The organism is Methanomassiliicoccales archaeon, from assembly GCA_036504055.1.
Taxonomy (GTDB): Archaea; Thermoplasmatota; Thermoplasmata; order Methanomassiliicoccales; family UBA472; genus DASXVU01.
Genome location: DASXVU010000044.1, coordinates 17,288 through 35,216, shown reverse-complemented (window position 1 = coordinate 35,216; position 17,929 = coordinate 17,288). Strand labels below are relative to the sequence as shown.

General features: G+C 56.4%; 13 protein-coding genes. 4 read left to right on the top strand and 9 right to left on the bottom strand.

The window, feature by feature from the left end; translation table 11 throughout:
• Positions 1-17 precede the first annotated feature (17 nt).
• The 8 genes from VGK23_10395 to thsB form a co-directional block, all read right to left on the bottom strand.
• A complete protein-coding gene (locus VGK23_10395) occupies positions 18-749 on the bottom strand; it encodes a hypothetical protein (protein ID HEY3420951.1) in 732 nt (243 codons plus the stop codon).
• A gap of 27 nt (positions 750-776) precedes the next feature.
• The gene (locus VGK23_10390; protein HEY3420950.1) at positions 777-2,015 is read right to left on the bottom strand and encodes an MFS transporter; all 1,239 of its coding nucleotides are present in this window, start codon (positions 2,013-2,015) and stop codon (positions 777-779) included.
• 215 nt (positions 2,016-2,230) lie between these two features.
• Positions 2,231-3,463, bottom strand: a complete 1,233-nt coding sequence (locus tag VGK23_10385) for an MFS transporter (protein ID HEY3420949.1) — start codon at positions 3,461-3,463, stop codon at positions 2,231-2,233.
• An 83-nt stretch (positions 3,464-3,546) separates the two neighbouring features.
• Complete coding sequence (dnaJ, locus tag VGK23_10380; protein ID HEY3420948.1) at positions 3,547-4,680, bottom strand: molecular chaperone DnaJ; 1,134 nt, start codon at positions 4,678-4,680, stop codon at positions 3,547-3,549.
• Between the two features lie 276 nt (positions 4,681-4,956).
• On the bottom strand, positions 4,957-6,063 hold the full coding sequence (gene dnaJ / locus VGK23_10375) for a molecular chaperone DnaJ (GenBank protein HEY3420947.1): 1,107 nt from the start codon (positions 6,061-6,063) through the stop codon (positions 4,957-4,959).
• Positions 6,064-6,079: 16 nt separating this feature from the next.
• On the bottom strand, positions 6,080-7,954 hold the full coding sequence (gene dnaK / locus VGK23_10370; protein HEY3420946.1) for a molecular chaperone DnaK: 1,875 nt from the start codon (positions 7,952-7,954) through the stop codon (positions 6,080-6,082).
• A gap of 10 nt (positions 7,955-7,964) precedes the next feature.
• A complete protein-coding gene (locus tag VGK23_10365; GenBank protein HEY3420945.1) occupies positions 7,965-8,525 on the bottom strand; it encodes a nucleotide exchange factor GrpE in 561 nt (186 codons plus the stop codon).
• An 84-nt stretch (positions 8,526-8,609) separates the two neighbouring features.
• Positions 8,610-10,250: a thermosome subunit beta gene (gene thsB / locus VGK23_10360; GenBank protein HEY3420944.1), complete on the bottom strand. Its 1,641-nt coding sequence runs from the start codon at positions 10,248-10,250 to the stop codon at positions 8,610-8,612.
• Between the two features lie 543 nt (positions 10,251-10,793).
• Between thsB and VGK23_10355 the strand changes: the two genes are divergently transcribed.
• The 3 genes from VGK23_10355 (at position 10,794) to VGK23_10345 (ending at position 15,763) form a co-directional block, all read left to right on the top strand.
• The gene (locus VGK23_10355; protein ID HEY3420943.1) at positions 10,794-11,420 is read left to right on the top strand and encodes a DUF2240 family protein; all 627 of its coding nucleotides are present in this window, start codon (positions 10,794-10,796) and stop codon (positions 11,418-11,420) included.
• 152 nt (positions 11,421-11,572) lie between these two features.
• Complete coding sequence (locus tag VGK23_10350) at positions 11,573-12,175, top strand: hypothetical protein (protein ID HEY3420942.1); 603 nt, start codon at positions 11,573-11,575, stop codon at positions 12,173-12,175.
• A gap of 366 nt (positions 12,176-12,541) precedes the next feature.
• Positions 12,542-15,763: a fibronectin type III domain-containing protein gene (locus tag VGK23_10345; GenBank protein HEY3420941.1), complete on the top strand. Its 3,222-nt coding sequence runs from the start codon at positions 12,542-12,544 to the stop codon at positions 15,761-15,763.
• A gap of 116 nt (positions 15,764-15,879) precedes the next feature.
• Here the strand turns inward: VGK23_10345 and VGK23_10340 are convergent, their stop codons facing one another.
• Positions 15,880-16,368 (bottom strand): multiprotein bridging factor aMBF1, encoded by a 489-nt coding sequence (locus VGK23_10340; protein HEY3420940.1) that lies wholly within the window; start codon positions 16,366-16,368, stop codon positions 15,880-15,882.
• Between the two features lie 185 nt (positions 16,369-16,553).
• On the opposite strand from VGK23_10340, the gene VGK23_10335 reads away from it, so the two are divergent.
• Positions 16,554-17,765 carry a proteasome-activating nucleotidase gene (locus VGK23_10335; protein HEY3420939.1) on the top strand — a complete coding sequence of 404 codons (1,212 nt, stop codon included), beginning with the start codon at positions 16,554-16,556 and terminating at the stop codon, positions 17,763-17,765.
• The last annotated feature ends 164 nt before the right edge of the window (positions 17,766-17,929 follow it).

Sequence of the window (17,929 nt, the reverse complement as noted above, 5' to 3'; positions counted from 1 at the left end):
GCCCCGGGGGCGGGCGGTCATTTCTGGTACGCCTCGACGGCCTCGGCCAGGCTCATCTTTCCCCGGGCCACCTTCGAGGCCAGCTCGGTCGATATGGTCACCCGTCCGCCCGATTCGATGCGGCTCAGTCGTTTGATGTCCCGCACCTCGCCGGGGGTGGGGCATACCTCCGGTTGGGAAGCGACCTTCTCCCCCGTGGTGAACGCTATAATGATGGCGGCATCGATGTCCGGTGTCTCTGTCCGCTTGGTGGTCTTCGTTTCATCCACGATCTCCACCTCGTCGGCCAGGTCCCAGACTGCGTGGATGATGCGGTTCCGGTTGGTCGGGTCGCCGTGCCCGATCCGGATCAGCATGTGATCGAAGTCCAAGTTCCAGGTCATCCGGATGAGCGTTTCCGTCACATCCTCGGGACTGTAGACCTGCTCCGTATCGATGATCCTTCCGTCCCCGATCACCGCGATCCCGGGCATCCGGCCTGGATCGATCCCCACGACCAGTCGGGAGAACCTCTTACCGCGGAGCACCGACCGGGCCGCCTTGAACGCGAAATCAGGGTCATCGTCCGAAACTATGGTGGGAAAACGGACCCGGTCCCGTTCTGCGTTGGTCGTGATGATCGCGCCCACGCTCTCCGGTATCGGGTCGTCCAGACCGAGTGAGACGAACGGTTCCCCCCTCTCCTTCAGGAGCCGGACCATCCGATGGAAGAAACGGAAATCCTCCGTGACCAGGCCGATTATCTTCATCCGATTTACTACCGTCATCGGACCATTTTAAGATTTGTCCTGGAACTTTCGTGTGTCCGCGCCATCGATCCCCGAGGTCAGCATTCTTGACAGGGCCATGAAGCCCACGGCGGACAGCACCCCGAAGATCCCGACCGATATCCAAAAGAGGGTCTGGTCCCTGATCACGTCAACCATCACTCCGCCTACGAACGGGGCGGAGGACCAGCCAAAGCCGGCGAACAGGCCCCACACTCCCATATACCTCCCTCGCGTCGATTCAGACGACATGCTGGCCACCAGATTCATCGAGGCTGGCATGACGATCATCTCCCCAACGGTAACGATGCACATCGCCAAGGTCAGTAGCCAGAAGTCTCGGGTGAACCCTATGCAAATGAAGCCTAGCGTATAGACGAGGGCTCCGGCCGCCATCATATGAGAGGTCTTGAACCTCCCGATATAATGGGATATCGGGAACTGAGCCAATACTACTAGGACCGCGGTTATTCCAAAGATGATACCGATGCTGAACTCGTCCAGACCCGCTGAGTCCTTGGAGAACACCGGGAAGGTGGAGGTCATCTGGCCACCCATGATGAATACCAGAAGGCACATGGAACAGAAGAACATGAAAGAGCCGTGGCGGAAAATGGCGGAGGACCCCTTCCAACCGGTGATATTTTCTGCGTCCGGAGCCGGCCGCGATTCCTGTATCCATATTTGAAGGATCAAACCGGCGGCGAAGCAAAGGATCGCACTGCAATAGAATATCCACGAGTATGAGATGGATGCCAGAACCCCGCCGACCATGGGTCCGATTATCCACCCAAGGTTCACCCCGATCCGTAGCAACCCATAGACCTTCAGGCGCCTCCCCGGTTCTACCACGTCGGCCACCATGGCGTTGTTGGCCGGTTCGAACGCGGAACCGAGGAAGAAATTGACAGCCACCAGCAATGTGAGGAACACCAGATCCACCTGGCCGGAGATGTAAGCTCCGATGGCCACGAACACCAGTCCCCTGGCAATGATGGAGACCACCATGATCCGCTTTCGCCCCAAGGCGTCGGCGATCTCCCCACCGATCAGCTCCCCCACCGCGCCTGCGGCTGCCGCGACCAGCAGGATCAGCCCGACCGCAGACATGGAAATATGAAGCTTATCGTGCAGGTAGATGGCCAGGAACGGGTACATGAAAGAGAAGCCAGCGCCATCGATGGTACGGGTCACGAATAGTGTCCAGACCCTCCTGTCGAACCCACTGAACTCCTTCCCGAATCCCATATCGTACCCGCTCCCAGTTCATCTGGACTGTGATCCTGCAGACATCAACCGTCTGGCGATGCCGAAGTATCTATTCCTCCCCAAAGATCAAAAACATTCGTACCTGAAGGGTCCTGAGAAGTCCAGGATATATTTAGGCATCATGGAGCAACGAGAGAACGGCCACACCATGACGCTGGCCGTGATCTAGGATCTCAATTTTTCACGATCCGATGTCAAATCGCCTTGGAGCAGTTCAGGCTGTCGCTCATGCGCCTGCCCAGCAACAGATAGCCGACCATGGCCACAACCCCGAACATACCTATCGACATCCACAGGAGGACCGGAGAGCCGATCAGAATGTCCATGAGCACTCCTCCGACGAATGGGCCGGCGGCGAAGCCATAGGAAGAGAACAACCCGTAGAAGCCCATGTAACGGCCCCGCTCGTTCTCCGGGGACATGTTGGCGACCAGGTTCATGGACGAAGGGGATACTACCATCTCGCCCATGGTGACCACCAGCATGCAAATCGACAGGAATAGGAAGTCCGGGGCCAGTCCCACTAGGCCGTATCCTATGGCATAGAACAGCGATCCCATGGCGATGACCGAGCACATACGGTAATGGCTGATGACCCGGGCGATGGGAAATTGGAGGCACACCACCAGCAGTCCGTTTATGGCGTAAAGGTAGCCGACCTCGGCGAGGCTGATGTGCACCTGTTTCTCCGAATAGACGGCGAACGTCGATGACATCTGCCCGAACATGATGAACAAGAACAGCGAGATGAAGCAGAACGCGGCGAACTGCCGGTTCTGGGTGATCTTCACCATATCCCTTAGCCGGTAGCGTTCATGGGACTCTCCCGGGACCATGGACTCGCTCAGCATAAGCATCAGGAACGAGGCCACCACGCCGGTCGCTATGCCTCCGAGGAGGAACAGGAACGAGAACGAGAACACAGCCAGCAGACCCCCTATCATCGGACCGAGGGCCCAGCCCAGGTTCGCCCCGATGCGCAGCAGCCCATAGGCGTCCAGACGCCGGTTGGCTGGAACGATGTCCGCCACCATGGCATTGCTGGCCGGTTCGAACATCGATCCCATGAACGAACTGACGGTGATCATGACGGCGATTATGAGGTAGCCGGAGAGGAAGGCGATGACCGCCGCAATCAGCACCATCATCACCGCCCGTCCGGTCAGCGCCAGACCCATGATCCGTTTCCGGCCGAACTTGTCGGCGATCTCCCCGCCTACGATGTTCCCGGTGGCCCCGATCGCCGACGAGAGCAGCAGCACCAACCCGACCTCGGTCATGGAGACGCCGAGCTGACCGTTCAAGTACAGGGCGACAAACGGGAGCGCCATGGCGAATCCGGTCGCCTGGACGATCCTGCCGTAGAACAATATCCAGACCCTGCGGTCAAAGCCATCGAACGACCGACCTAACCGGGGGGCGCGCATCTTTCTCAGCACCGCTAGCGGTTCCGAGGGAGAACCAAGGGACGTTTAACCCTTTCCAATGTCATCTGCTAACAATGGACGCATCACTTGTGGCGCGCGAAGAATCCCTTCTTGGAGCCTTCGAGCTCGGAGAACTTCTTGAGAATCTCCTTCTGCTCGTTGCTCAGCTTCTTCGGCACCTTGAGATGGACCCGCACGTACTGGTCGCCCTTACCACGGGAGTCGATCCGGTCCAGACCCGCCCCCTTCAGTTTGAAGTCGGTGCCCGGCTGGGTTCCGGGCGGGATGGTCAGCTTGGCGGTGCCTAACAGAGTAGGCACCTCGATGTCTGCGCCCAGAGCCGCTTCTGGGAACGATATTTCCTGCTCGATCAGCAGATCGGCCCCATCACGCTTGAAGAGCTCATGCTCAGCCACATGGATGACGATGAACAAGTCGCCTGGAGGACCGCCATTGGGTGACCTCTCTCCGGCACCTGGAACGCGCAGACGCATGCCGGTATCGACCCCTTTCGGGATCTCGAACTCTATCTTCTGCGGTTTGCGGATGTAGCCCTCCCCGTCGCACTTGGGGCAGGGATGCTCGATGATCGTCCCCTTCCCTCCGCACTTGGGGCAGGCACCGACCGTCACGAACTGACTGTTGCCCTGGCGGACGACGCGTTGCACCTGTCCTTTGCCTCCGCAGGTGGGGCAGGTGTGGTTCTTGCCATCCTTGGAACCGGTTCCGTTGCACTGGTCGCACTTCGCCGAGGTCGGCACCGTGATCTCGCGCTTTATCCCCTTGGCCGCATCCTCCAGGTCGATCTCGATGTCCATGCGCAGGTGTTGACCCTGGCGCGGTCCGCGCTGCTGGCCGCCCCCGCCGAAGAATGCCTCGAAAATGTTCCCGAACGGCGAGCCGGACATATCGCCGAAGATGTCGTTCAGGTCCTGCCCGTGCGAGAAGTCCTGCCAGGAGAAGTTGCCTTCCTGGGAGAACTGGCCGGAAACACCTGCATGGCCGTATTTGTCGTACAGCTTCCGTTTCTCGGCGTCCGCCAATACCTCATAGGCTTCGGATATCTCCTTGAATCGTTCCTCGGCATGGGCCGAGTCCTCCTTGGTCACATCCGGGTGGTACTGCTTTGCCAACTTGCGGTAGGATGATTTGATATCGTCGGCGCTGGCATCCTTGGCGACACCCAGCGTCTCGTAGTAATCTTTCTTATCGGCCATGCGGACTCATCTCGCCTAGCGTTTCTTCTCGTCCCCATCTACTATCTTATATTCAGTGTCTATGGTCCATTCCTCGTTTTACGGATTCATCGGAAGGCTGTGCCGATTATTGAATCAATTGAATGGCATGCTGCCCCGCGAGTTCTGGCGCGGGATGCAGTTGAACAGTGCGACTCCATCTCCCTCCTTTGAACATAGCTGTCACCCCCAGAATCTCTCCCTTCAACTTGGTGGTGACAATCTTAGATCATACTCATTGCCAGGCCGTCTAGAGCACTATTTCTTTTCTGGCAATAGCCCATCGAACCTGCGAATCTGTTCCTTCTGCTCGTTGCTCAGATTCTTTGGCACCTTCAGCCTTACCCGCACGACCAGATCGCCCTTCCCCCTGGTATCGGGTCGGTCCAACCCGGCCCCCCTGAGCCTGAACTCCGTTCCGGTCTGGGTGCCCTCCGGCAAGGTCAGCTTGGCCGCTCCAAACAACGTAGGGATCTTGATCTCTCCGCCCAGTGCTGCTTCGGCGAAAGAGATGTCCTTCTCCATCAGAAGATTGGGACCATCACGTTTGAAGATCGGATGTTCACGAACATGGATGACGATGAACAGGTTGCCCGGAGGCCCTCCGTTGGGAGATATTTCCCCGGCACCAGGAACTCGTAACTGCATGCCCGTGTCGACACCTTTCGGGATAGTGATCTCGATCTTCTGCGGTTTATGGACATACTCTGCCCCATTGCATTTGGGACACGGATGGTCTATCGTCTTGCCCTTGCCCCCGCACTTGGGACAGACGTCTATCGAGACAAACTGTCCACCGCCCTGACGATGGACCCGCTGGACCTGGCCTTTGCCGCCGCATGTCTTGCACTTGTGGCTCTTGCCATCCCTGGATCCACTCCCGTTGCATTGGTCGCACTTGATCGACATGGGTGCGACGATCTCCCTTTTTACGCCTCGGGCCGCATCCTCCAGGCTAATCTCGATGTCCAGTCTCAGGTTCTGTCCCGGGCGGGGCCCGCGTTGTTGCCCGCCTCCGAAGAACTCGAACAGATTGCCGAACTCCGAGCCGGACATGTCGCCGAAAATGTCATTCAGGTCCTGGCCATGGGAGAAGTCCTGCCAAGAGAACTTGTCCTCCTCGGAGAACTGGCCAGCGACTCCAGCGCGACCGTAATTGTCGTAGAGCTTTCGTTTCTCCGGGTCCATAAGGACCTCGTAGGCCTCAGATATCTCTTTGAAGCGCTCCTCGGCGTGCGCAGAATTCTCTTTGGTAACGTCTGGATGGTACTGCTTTGCCAGCTTGCGGTAGGCTGACTTGATGTCATCAACGCTGGCGTCCTTGGCGACGCCAAGCGTCTCGTAGTAGTCTTTCTTGTCGGCCATTTCGGACTCAACTTTCTCAGGGTTTCTTCTCGTCCTCATCGACTATCTTGTATTCCGCGTCGATGGTCCCGTCCTCGTTCTGCTTGGACGGACCGGACTGCTGCCCCGGCTGCTGGCCCGATTGGCCGGCCTGCTGTTCCCGCTGCACGTTCTGGTACACGCGGGCGGAGATGGCATAGAAGATCTTGGACAGTGCCTCCATCTTCGCCTTAATCGTGGCAGTGTCGCCCTTCGGGATCTCCCCCTTCAGCTCGGCCACCGCGTTCTCTACGTTGACCCGCTCCTCGTTGGTGGCCTGGGCCCCCAGCTCCTGGAGCGCGTGTTCGGTGGTATAGATGAGGTTGTCCGCCTGGTTGATGGTATCGACACGCTCCCGGTTCTTCTTGTCATCCTCGGCGAACGCTTCCGCATCGTGCACCATCTTGGAGATGTCCTCCTTCGACAGCTTGGTAGATGCGGTGATGGTGATGGCGGTCTTCTTCTGCGTTCCCAGGTCCTTGGCGCTGACGTTGATGATGCCGTTCGCATCGATATCGAACGTGACCTCGATCTGCGGGACGCCCCTTGGTGCCGGCGGGATGCCGGAAAGCATGAACCTGCCCAACGAGGTGTTGTTGGCTGCCATCTCCCTCTCGCCCTGCAGGACATGTATCTCCACGCTGTTCTGCCCGTCAGCTGCGGTCGAGAACACCTGTGACTTCCGGGTCGGGATGGTGGTGTTCCTTTCGATCAGCTTGGTCGAGACTCCGCCAAGTGTTTCTATGCCCAAGGAGAGCGGCGTCACGTCCAGCAGGAGGACGTCCTTGACCTCACCAGAGAGAACGGCAGCCTGGATCGCGGCCCCCATGGCCACGCACTCCATCGGATCGACACCCCTCTGGATCTTCTTGCCCACCATCTTCTCGATGAAGCTCTGCACCAGCGGCATGCGGGTCGGACCGCCGACCAGGATGACGTTGTCGATCTGGTCTTGGGTCAGGTTCGCGTCCTTGAGCGCGTTCTGAACCGGTACCTTGCACCGCTCCACCACCGGGTTGATCAGCTCTTCCAGCGTGGCCCGGGTTATGGTGTGGGTAAGGTGCTTCGGCCCGGAGGCGTCAGCGGAAATGAACGGCAGGTTGATCTCGGTGGACATCGTGGTCGAAAGCTCGATTTTGGCCTTCTCACAGGCTTCCCGTACACGCCACATGGCCATCTTGTCCGAGGTCAGGTCCACTCCGGACTGTTTCTTGAAATCCTGGACGACGAACTTCATCAGGATCTCGTCCATGTCGGTGCCTCCTAGCTGGGTGTCGCCGGAGGTGGAGACGACCTCGAACACGCCCTCCGAAAAGTCCATGATGGTGACATCGAGCGTGCCTCCGCCAAGGTCGAAGACCATGATCTTCTGGGAGGTGTTCTGCTTGTCCAGACCATAGGCCAAGGCGGCCGCGGTCGGCTCGTTGATGATCCTGATGACCTCCAGACCGGCGATGGCACCAGCGTCCTTGGTTGCCGTCCTCTGGTTATCGTTAAAATAGGCCGGGACGGTGATGACCGCCTTGGTCACCGTGTCATTGAGGTACGCCTCGGCGTCCCTCTTGATCTTCTGCAGGATGAACGCCGATATCTGTTGGGGCGTGTAGTCCTTGCCGCTTATGGTGACCTTGTAGTCTGTACCCATCTTCCTCTTGATGGCGGCGATGGTCCCCTCTGGGTTGGTGACCGCCTGACGCCTGGCCGGCTCTCCAACCAGAAGCTGGCCGTCCTTTGTGAATGCGACGTATGAAGGGAATGCTTTCCCACCGATGCTCGTTCCTTCCGCGCTCGGTATTATCGTTGGCCTTCCGCCTTCCATTACCGCGGCGGCCGAATTGCTGGTTCCTAGGTCTATTCCGATGATCTTAGCCATATTGTTCACCTCACTCTGTATTTGTCGTCTCCGGCTTTATGCCGACCTTCACTTTCGAGTGCCTCAGGACCCTGGGTCCGAGGCAATAGCCTTTCTGGTACACTTCGAGGATCTTGCCGTCCTCGCCCTCGCCGATGCTCAAAGCCTCGTGCAGCGACGGGTCGAACTTGTCATTTGCTGGTATTTCTCTGAGTCCGTAAGACTTCAGTAGAGCCCCTAGGTTAAGATGTATCTGATTGACTCCCTTCCGGAACTCCTCCGCTGAGGAATTGGATGCCAATGCCCGTTCAAGGTCGTCGTAGATGATGAGCAGCTCGGCGATCAGTTTGTCGTTGGAGGACTTGATGATCTCCTCCCGGTCCTTGGCCGCCCGCTTACGATAATTATCGAACTCAGCCGTTATCCGCCTAGCCGCATCGAGGTATTCACGAGTCTGGGCCATCTGTTTGTCCAAGGCGTCCCTGAGGTCCGCTGTCTGCTGCTGCAATTGCTCGATCTGAACCTTCTCCTCGTTCATATCCTTGGACTCTGCCTTCTCGTCTAAGGCCTTCCCCTCAGCGCCCTCGCTCATCCTGATCACCCTGAAACATCGATTACTAGAACCTGGTAATAAATGGTTTCTTGGCGGGGGGATCGCCCCCGCTTTGGTGTTTGTCTAATCCTCTCCGCCCATGCCTTCCATTCCCGGCATTCCGCCAGGCATGCCGCCGCCAGCGTGGCCGCCCTTGGAAGCGATGACGTCGTCGATCCTGAGGATCATGACGGCCGCATCCGTGGCCGAGTTGATGGCCTGCCTGCCGACGCAGAACGGCTCGAGCACGTTGAGCTTCAGCATGTCCTCGACCTGTCCGGTGAAGACATTGACGCCCGCGTGGATCTTGCCGTTCTTGTGCGCCTTCCTGAGCTCGATCAGTATGTCGATCGGGTCCAGACCGGCGTTCTCCGACAGTGCGGTAGGAACTACTTCCATTGCGGAGGCGAACGCGTCGATAGCGATCTGCTCCCTTCCGCCGACCGATGCCGAATAGGCCCTTAGCTTCATGGCCACTTCTTCCGCGGTCGAACCGCCGCCGGTGAGCATCCTGCCTTCCTCGATGGCCACGGCGACAACGCTCATGGCGTCGTCCAGGGACCTCTCGATCTCGGCGATGACGTGTTCGGTTCCGCCCCTGATAAGGACGGACACTGCCTTCGGGTTCTTGCAGCCGGTGATGAAGGACATCTCATCGTCCTGGATCTTCCTGACCTCGATGAGACCAGCGAATCCTAGGTCAGCTGCCTCGAGCTCGTCGACCTTGGTCACGACGTTGGCGCCGGTGGCCTTGGCCAGCTTCTCGATGTCGGACTTCTTGACCCGCCTGACGGCGTAGATCTTTTCCTTGGCGAGGTAGTGCTGGACCAGGTCGTCCACGCCCTTCTGGCAGAATACTGCGTTGGCGCCGGTGGCCTTGATCTTGGCGACCATCTTCTTCAGCATGTTCTCTTCCTCATCGAGGAATGCCTGCATCTGGTTCGGGTCGGTGATCTCGATCTTGGCGTCGACCTCGGTCTTCTTGACCTCGAGAGCGGCGTCGAGCAGGGCGATCTTGGCCTTCTCGACCCTCTTCGGCATGGCCGGGTGGACCGGTTCCTTGTCGACGATGATGCCGTCGATGGTGATCGTGTCCTCCATCGATCCGCCGGTCTTCTTGACGACCTGGATGTTGTCCATGTCTACGACGTACTTCTTTCCGACCTTCTCGGCTACCTTCCTTACGGCGTCGACCGAGACATTGGCCATCAGTTCCTTCGAGCCGACCACGGACTTGGACATCATGGCGGTCTGAGCGATCTTGATGAGCGTTGCGCGGTCGTCGAACTTGAGATCGATGGCGGATGCATCCAGGACCTCCATGGCCTTGGATGCTGCCAGCCTGTATCCGTGAGTGATGACGGTCGGGTGAACGTTGGCATCGATCAGGTCGATGGCCTTCTTCAATAGTTCTCCTGCGAGGACTACTGCGGTCGTGGTTCCGTCTCCGCATTCCTCATCCTGGGTCTTGGCGACCTCGACCAGCATCTTGGCGGCCGGATGATCGACATCAATCTCCTTCAAGATGGTTACTCCGTCGTTGGTGATGACCACGTCGCCCAAAGTGTCGACGAGCATCTTGTCCATACCACGGGGACCAAGGGTGCTCCGGACCGCGTCAGCGATGGCCCTGGCGGCCATGATGTTGTTGTACTGGGCGTCCTTACCCTTGTCACGCTTTGTACCCTCCTTAAGGATGAGTATCGGTGTGTTTCCCATTGACATTTTACATACCTCCCTGTTCTGAAATCTAACGCCTAGCTATGCTAGTACGGCCCTTGGAATGTTTGTCCTTCTATATAAGACTAATGTTGATGGCACCCTGTCCACATATATTATCACCAGTAGACAAAATTGATGGGCGATCGTGTATTGGTCAACCTGGACATCGTTTTGTCTTAAGCCATCATCGTAGGGGTCGACGATCATCTTCATTTGGTGATCCTGACACAATGGACCAGGTTCGCCTTTCTCCCATCCTATGACAAGAAAGAGCCCGATCGGTATTGTTCATGTCAGGGCCTATCGATCTTAAAGAGCCCCTGTCCTGGCATCAGAGAAGACCGATCGTCCAAGAAAATTTTGCCCCGGGTCTGGAAGAACCTGAACAAAGCTCTTCGCCCTGATCGGACCGCATTGCCTACCCATACCGACGCAGATTCCCTTGTCGGTCAGTGATACGATGTCACGAATTCGGGTTGTTGAAGGAAGAACTACTGTCGATAATCATTTAAGTAAAATCCTGTGTTCGGAAACCAGAGGAGTATCATGGGCGAACTTGACAAAACCATCGCGGTCGTCTTCAAGAGAGGCGGCAAGAACGTTATGTCAGAGATGGAGTTCGTCAACAACGTTATCTTCAATTTCCGTTACTCGGGGACGAAGGAAGGGTTCAAATTGGACGCCAGAAAGGCCCAGCAGGTAATGGATGCAGGCCTGGCTAAAGGACTTCTCAAGAAAGAAGAGGGCATGGTAAAACCGACGTTCGACTATCGCGAGTTCGAGGTGCCGATGAACTACAAGCCGACCGAGGCCATCCTGTCGGAATTGATCACCGAGGGGACACCGACATCTTCGTCTGGGCCGGACGTACCTGCGACCACCACCCCTGCGGCGATCGCCGTCCAGCCGGAAATGGGCCCAACCCTGCTTCCAACCCAGGCGCCTCCGAAATCCGCGACCCCCGCGGTGCCCCAATCTTTGTTCGCCCGACTGGTGGATGAAATTTCAAAGGTGTCCGGCCTGAAGCGCAATGACGTCGTAGCCAGGATCAACAAGGTCCAAGAGAAATTGGGCACTGAGTCCATCGTAGCGGCGCTAGCGGTGGCAAGGGATAACGGTATTGACATCACGAAATACCTCAAAGAGGCAAAGGAAGAGATAGTCAAATCCTGAACTTTTTGATTCCTCAAAAGGCATATTTTCAATATCTGGCTATAAATCCCATTTTTCCCTAGTTCGTCCTCTGTTACAAAAAGGAATAAATAACTAGAGTGCTATGACATGTCATAGCACGGATAGAGTGCGAATAAGAACGGAGGTAGAATATGGCCGAAGCGAACCTAGACCGGGACGAAAAGTCGTCCATGCACGTTAACATGAGCGCACACGTGGCCGAGCAAGATGCCGCGATACACATGGGTTCCTCCGAATATTATTCCCTCCAAAGATCGATTTTTGACGTTGCCCTCCCGATGGTAACGCCAAGATGCAAGATCGTCGACCTCTCCTGCTCTAACGGGGACTGGTTGGCGCCATTTGTGGAAAGGTTCGAAGATCTCTGCCACTTCGTGGCCATCGGTGAGGATGAGAACAAGGCATACTCATGCCTTGACCGGTTCAGGATACGGGTCAGGCTGGGGTTCTTCGAGGTCTGTCAGCTGGACCTGGCCGAACGGTTCCCGGAGACCTGTTCCCGCGTCACCATCTCGGTAATGGGAATTGGAAGGCTGAACCCGGAAAGACAGACAGAGGTCCTCCAGAAGACCCACCGCTTCTTGGAACGAGGAGGGGCCTTTGTCATGGCAGAAAGGGTTTCCAGCACACTGGATGTGGAGCATTGGGAGAGATCGCTCCGGAAAGCGGGGTTCAAAATGGTCCGCAAGCTGTGGGGAAAGGGCGGAGTGGTCGCCTGGATCGCATTGAAATGATGATAAAGGGCCTTCGTAGCTCGGATGCCGTAGCCCTGGCCACTTGAAAATATGATGCGATTCCCTCATTTTTGGGATTCGAGATGTCATATCGAGAAGACCTTTCCGCTGACCAATACCTCCGGAAATACACGAAACATCGCCGCCATTCAAATTCCGAGTATGCGATACTTCTGACCCTAGTTCTGAATTTTGCCTTAGCCAGTTAGGGTGAGAATGAGCTTGAAAAATTGTTTATGTCCAATCAAATATTACCATATTGACCACAATATTTGATGAAAAACAACATCTTAAATCAGATTGGCGTGAATTGAATCTACACCCTGATGGAAGATTCATTCAGGAACAATCAGAGGGGGGAATTTCATGAACATAAAGAAATGGATTTCAACTAGAAGCCTGGGGTTCGCACTCGCAGTGATGATGCTATTGTCCTGCGTGGTTCTGGTCCCGGATGAGATTCGTGAAACGACCCATGTCAATAATTCCGCTTTGGCATTGGGAACAACTGTACCGACAGCACCGCTCAATCTGGTGGCAGATGCCGGAAACCAGTTCGTATGGCTTTGGTGGGACCATCCCGCAAGCCAAGGAAGCGACTTGATAAAGAACTATACCATCTATCGAAATGCCACATCCAGCACGACGGTGTTCGTCAAGCTGGATACGGTCCAGATCGGTTTTGTCCTTCCTTACAATGATTCCAATGTCTTGAACGGTCTCCAATACACCTACAAGATAACAGCTGACAGTGATGCAGGCGCATCACCGGATTCGAACGTAATTTCTGTGACCCCGGTCGCTAGCGCCACACCCCCGGGAGCGGTCCAGAACCTAGTAGCGTTGAACCAGGTGTACGCCACACAGTTGAACTGGTCCGCCCCGGCAAACGCCGGAAGCACACCCGTTCGCTTTTACTATGTATATAGTCCTGGCGTATTCGGTTTCCCCGACCTTACGGTATTGCCATCCATGGCAAATGGCTATCACGATACCAATGTTCTGCCCGGCAAGACCTACAACTATACAGTGAGGGCCGTCAGCAGTACCTGGGGGGCAACGAACGCATCGATCAGCAGGTTCATCGGAGGTACCGGGGATATCCCTGGAAGCCCCATGAACCTGACCGCATCGGGATCCAACAACAGCGTGACCCTGTCCTGGGACAACCCGGCCAATCCATCTTCCCACGGGTTGACCAACTATACTGTGTTGCGTTCCGACTCACAATCGGGCTCGTTCTCTTATATCGGGAACGTCAGCACGTTGTTCTTCTATCTGCCTTTCTTCAGCGACTCGACGGCGATAAATGGCCATAAATACTACTACAAGGTGGTCTCGAACAACCTCTTCGGACCGAGCGCACCTTCGAACATCGCCAATGCGACGCCGGCCTATGAACCGCCGACCCCTTTCGCGGCAGCCTATCCTGGCAACGGCCAAGTGCTGCTGGTCTGGTCGTCACTGATCTTCAATGGGACAGGGATCGACATCTACCGATCTATCGTTGAAGGAGCAAGAGGAAATATCGTGAACAGCTCACTGGTAGATTCTCGATTCTACTGGTATGACAACTCCACGACCAATGGCGTAAAGTACTATTATACGGTGAGAGCAAACCTGAGCAACGTCTACCTGTTCTCCAATCAGGTTAACGCGACACCGTTCGTAGGAACAGTGCTATCAGCGCCGACCGGTCTGATAGCAACACCAGATAGTTCATCGGTTGGGCTCTATGCGAAGTTAGCATCCAGCACGAACCCCATCATAGGTTATTCGATCTATCGGGGCAACAGTTCGGGTGCCCAAGGAGCAATACCGATCAAGAACGTGAGCACGATCGGGTTGTTCGGATTGTTCAGCAGTACGTCCTTGACCACCCTGATAGCCTCTGACGGAACCGCTTTGGAGGACGTCGATTATTTCTATACAGTGTCAGTCAGGAACATGTTTGGGGAGAGCGCCCACTCCAACGAGGCCATGTCCTTCGCGAGTTTCACCGGGGACGTTCCGATGAGGGTAACTGACCTTTCGGCAACGGGAGGGACCGGCCAGGTAACCCTGACCTGGAGCAACCCGACATACCAGGGTACGGCCAACCTGTTGTACTATGAGATCCTCAGGTACAATGGAACGGCGTGGAGCTTCGCCGGTCTGGTCGCGACGGGATTGGGACAGCAGACATTTGTGGACACGAATCTGACGCCGGGTACCTATGGGTACTATATCCTGGTCTCTAACAACTACGGAGATGCGCTTCTGCAATCAAACATAGCGGAGGCCACCACGACATCCTCAAATGTCGCCCCAAGCGCTCCGATCAACCTGATTACCACCAACGGTACCGGCTACATAGTCCTGTCTTGGACCGCCCCGGCGACCGTGGGCCCGGGGATCACCAGCTACAAGATATTCCGGGGAGCGACCTCTGGCGGAGAAGGGACCACAGTGTTCCAGACAGTGTCCGGAACGTCGCTTACCTACAACGACACAACGGTGACCCCTGGACTGCCATATTACTATGAGGTGGCGGCGGTCAATTCGGTCGCAACCGGCCCGGATTCGAACGAGGCGGTCGGAATGGCCCCCGCTCCGTCCGCGCCCTCCGCACCATTGAACCTGACAGCCTTTGCTGGGCAAGGCCAGATAATACTGAACTGGAGCGCCCCATCGAGCGTTGGCACCGGGATAACGGAATACCGGGTCTTTAGGGCGACGACGGCAGGAGGAGAAGGGACCACCCCGATCGCTTCGACGACCGGGACGACCTTGACCTACATAGACGTGAACATTGCTTCCGGAAGCACCTACTATTATGAGGTGAGGGCGGTCAATTCGGGCGGCCTGGGACCTGAATCGAACGAGGTAGTGATCATCGCTGAGATAGTGGTAGGGATACCCAGCCCACCCACGGGATTGACTGCGGTTGCTGGCAACGGATATATCCTTCTGAACTGGACAGCTCCGTCAAATGCAGGAGGAAGCGTCATCACGTCGTATAAGGTATACAGAGGGACCTCCGCGTCGGGAGAGGAGGCCGTGCCGATAGCCAGTCCGAGCGCTGCGACACTGACCTACAACGACAGTTCGGCCATGAACCAGATCCCCTACTACTATGTGGTAAAGGCAGTGAACTCGAACGGGACCAGTAACCCATCGAACGAGGTCACGGCGACACCCGTCAACCTTGCGTTGCCGTCGGCACCGAAGAACGTGATAGCGACGCCGGGGGCTGGTAAGGTGGTGATCATTTGGGATGCACCGGACTCCGTTGGAGCCTCCCCGATCACAGGCTATAACGTGTACCGTTCTGACAACGGGTCCCAGCTGACCTTGTTGAACACCACCATCGGAACAACAACCACCTATACCGACAATGCCGTCGTTCCTGGCCACAGCTACGGATACCAGATTGTGGCCAAGAACACGAACGGGAACGGGACAGCGTCCAGCGTAGTGACAGCCATACCCAATGCCATCAGCTCAACGCCCAGCACTGACAACACATTGCTCTATGCCGGGATCGTCGTGGTGGTGGTCGCGATACTGGGAGGTGGCGCCTTCCTGTTCCTGAGGCGAAAGAAGTAAAACCTGTTCCCCAAACCTTTTTCTCTATTTTTCTTTTTGATCTTTGGCTGACCATCGCGATATTGAATTAAAAAAGTCAGGTGAGCGGCCTCGCCCACCGATTGGTTTGGATTCGATCACCCTTTCTTAATGAAGTCCGAAAGGGTCATACCGCCCTTGGACACGGCGGCCTTCTCCGGCTTCATAACGGCCACGCGCTCCGTTATCTTGATTCCGAGGGTCTTCTCGACCTTGTGGATCAGGGAGTCGTCGGGACGCATGTCGCCTCGTTCTAGTTTTGTGATTATGCTTAATCGTTCCCCCATCTTGGAGGCAAGTTCCTCCTGCTTCCAGCCGAGGGCCTCACGAGTATCCTTGATCCTCTTGGGATAGTCGACGATCAGCTCGATGGTCTCTTCCTGCTGCTCGTAAACGTCCTTGGTCTTCATGCGCCTTTCACGGTTCTGCAGGCGGTTCTCGATGACCAGCTTGTTGGCCGGTTCCTTCCCCCCGGCTTTGGCCTGATCTCCGAACTTGGAACAGTCCTTGCAGACCTTGAGAATGGTACTTTCTATTTGGACGGTGAACAGTCTGTCCGTTTCTTTACCACAAAGTTCGCAGAGCATGTCAATCGTAGCACAAATGACCTTCCCCGATTTAATGTTCTCCTTTTCCCGTCCGTCGGGCCCACGGTGCTGACATAGTGCCCAAAAAATGCTGGACAAGCTACACCTCCTTCGTTCCCCCACGCGAATCGGCACGAAACTGTCATATATAGAGCGCTTTTATATGAGAGAACGAGGTGCCAAGATTGAGTGACGAACAGCTCGACGACTATATCTCCAAAGAAACCAAGGACAAGATGGAGATGGTCGAACGCCAAAACTCTGAGCTTCTGGAGGAAGTAAGGAGGGTCGAGGGCGAAAAGAGATACGTGGAGAGCGAGCTATTCCGACTGCAGAAGGAGCTGAAACGCATGCGCTCGGAGCTGGAGAGGCTGAAATCCCCTCCGCTGATCATAGGCAACATCAAGGACGTGCTCGCCGATGGAAGGGTCATCGTGAAGAGCTCCACCGGGCCTGACTTCATAGTTACGACCTCAGAATACGTTCCGACCGACGAGATAACCGTTGGCGCCAGAGTGGCCCTCAACAAGCAGACGCTGGCAGTCATGTCGGTCCTGCCCTCATCACTGGACCCGATCGTCATCGGGGCCGAGATAATCGACAAGCCAAGCATATCGTACGACGACGTCGGCGGGCTAGAGGAGCAGATTATCGAGATCCGGGAGGCGGTGGAAGACCCGCTGCTGAGACCTGAGCTTTACAAGAGAGTGGGCATCGAGCCGCCAAAGGGGGTCCTTCTGGTAGGGCCGCCGGGAACGGGAAAGACCCTGCTCGCCAAGGCCGTTGCGCACCAGACGAATGCCACCTTCATCAGGATGGTCGGCTCGGAACTGGTCCAGAAGTACATCGGCGAAGGCGCCCGACTGGTCCGGGAATTGTTCGAGCTGGCCAAGGACAAGGCACCATCCATTGTGTTCATCGACGAGCTCGACTCGATCGGAGCGAAGCGCCTTGATGTCGCCACATCCGGAGACCGCGAGGTACAGCGCACCCTTATGCAGCTCCTGGCCGAGCTGGATGGATTCAACCCGCTGGCCGATGTCAAGATCATAGGGGCCACCAACCGCCCGGACATACTGGACGAGGCACTCTTGAGACCGGGACGCTTCGATCGTATCATTGAGATACCAGTGCCGAACTACGAAGGCAGGCTGGCCATCTTCAAGATACAGATGAAGAAGATGAACGTCGACGAATCGGTCCTGGCCATCGAACTGGCGGCCAAGGCCGAGTTCGCAACCGGTGCAGACATCCGCGCCATATGCACAGAGGCCGGCATGTTCGCCATCAGGGACAACCGGGACTATGTCACCGGAGGCGATTTCGAGAGGGCGATCACCAAGGTCCTGGAGACCGACGAGATCAAGCAATCCGAGACCGGTGCGATGTTCGCATAAACCCCTTTCAATTCCTCCTTTTTCATCCCACCAAGCAGGGCATCTTCCTCTGGCCCGGATTTATCTTTGGGGCCGTTCCTCAGCTGGATCAATTCGACCGATGATCGGCCCAGGTCATCACGGCAATATGGACCGAGACCATGCCCTATGTCAACGCAGGGAAC

Excerpts from the sequence above, each read along its gene's own strand:
- VGK23_10355 (HEY3420943.1), top strand. The coding sequence starts at position 10,794 with ATGGGCGAACTTGACAAAACCATCGCGGTCGTCTTCAAGAGAGGCGGC.
- dnaK (HEY3420946.1), bottom strand. The coding sequence starts at position 7,954 with ATGGCTAAGATCATCGGAATAGACCTAGGAACCAGCAATTCGGCCGCC.
- dnaJ (HEY3420947.1), bottom strand. The coding sequence starts at position 6,063 with ATGGCCGACAAGAAAGACTACTACGAGACGCTTGGCGTCGCCAAGGAC.
- VGK23_10395 (HEY3420951.1), bottom strand. The coding sequence starts at position 749 with ATGAAGATAATCGGCCTGGTCACGGAGGATTTCCGTTTCTTCCATCGG.
- VGK23_10350 (HEY3420942.1), top strand. The coding sequence starts at position 11,573 with ATGGCCGAAGCGAACCTAGACCGGGACGAAAAGTCGTCCATGCACGTT.
- dnaJ (HEY3420948.1), bottom strand. The coding sequence starts at position 4,680 with ATGGCCGATAAGAAAGATTACTACGAGACGCTGGGTGTCGCCAAGGAT.
- thsB (HEY3420944.1), bottom strand. The coding sequence starts at position 10,250 with ATGTCAATGGGAAACACACCGATACTCATCCTTAAGGAGGGTACAAAG.
- VGK23_10385 (HEY3420949.1), bottom strand. The coding sequence starts at position 3,463 with ATGCGCGCCCCCCGGTTAGGTCGGTCGTTCGATGGCTTTGACCGCAGG.
- VGK23_10390 (HEY3420950.1), bottom strand. The coding sequence starts at position 2,015 with ATGGGATTCGGGAAGGAGTTCAGTGGGTTCGACAGGAGGGTCTGGACA.
- VGK23_10365 (HEY3420945.1), bottom strand. The coding sequence starts at position 8,525 with ATGAGCGAGGGCGCTGAGGGGAAGGCCTTAGACGAGAAGGCAGAGTCC.
- VGK23_10345 (HEY3420941.1), top strand. The coding sequence starts at position 12,542 with ATGAACATAAAGAAATGGATTTCAACTAGAAGCCTGGGGTTCGCACTC.
- VGK23_10340 (HEY3420940.1), bottom strand. The coding sequence starts at position 16,368 with ATGCTCTGCGAACTTTGTGGTAAAGAAACGGACAGACTGTTCACCGTC.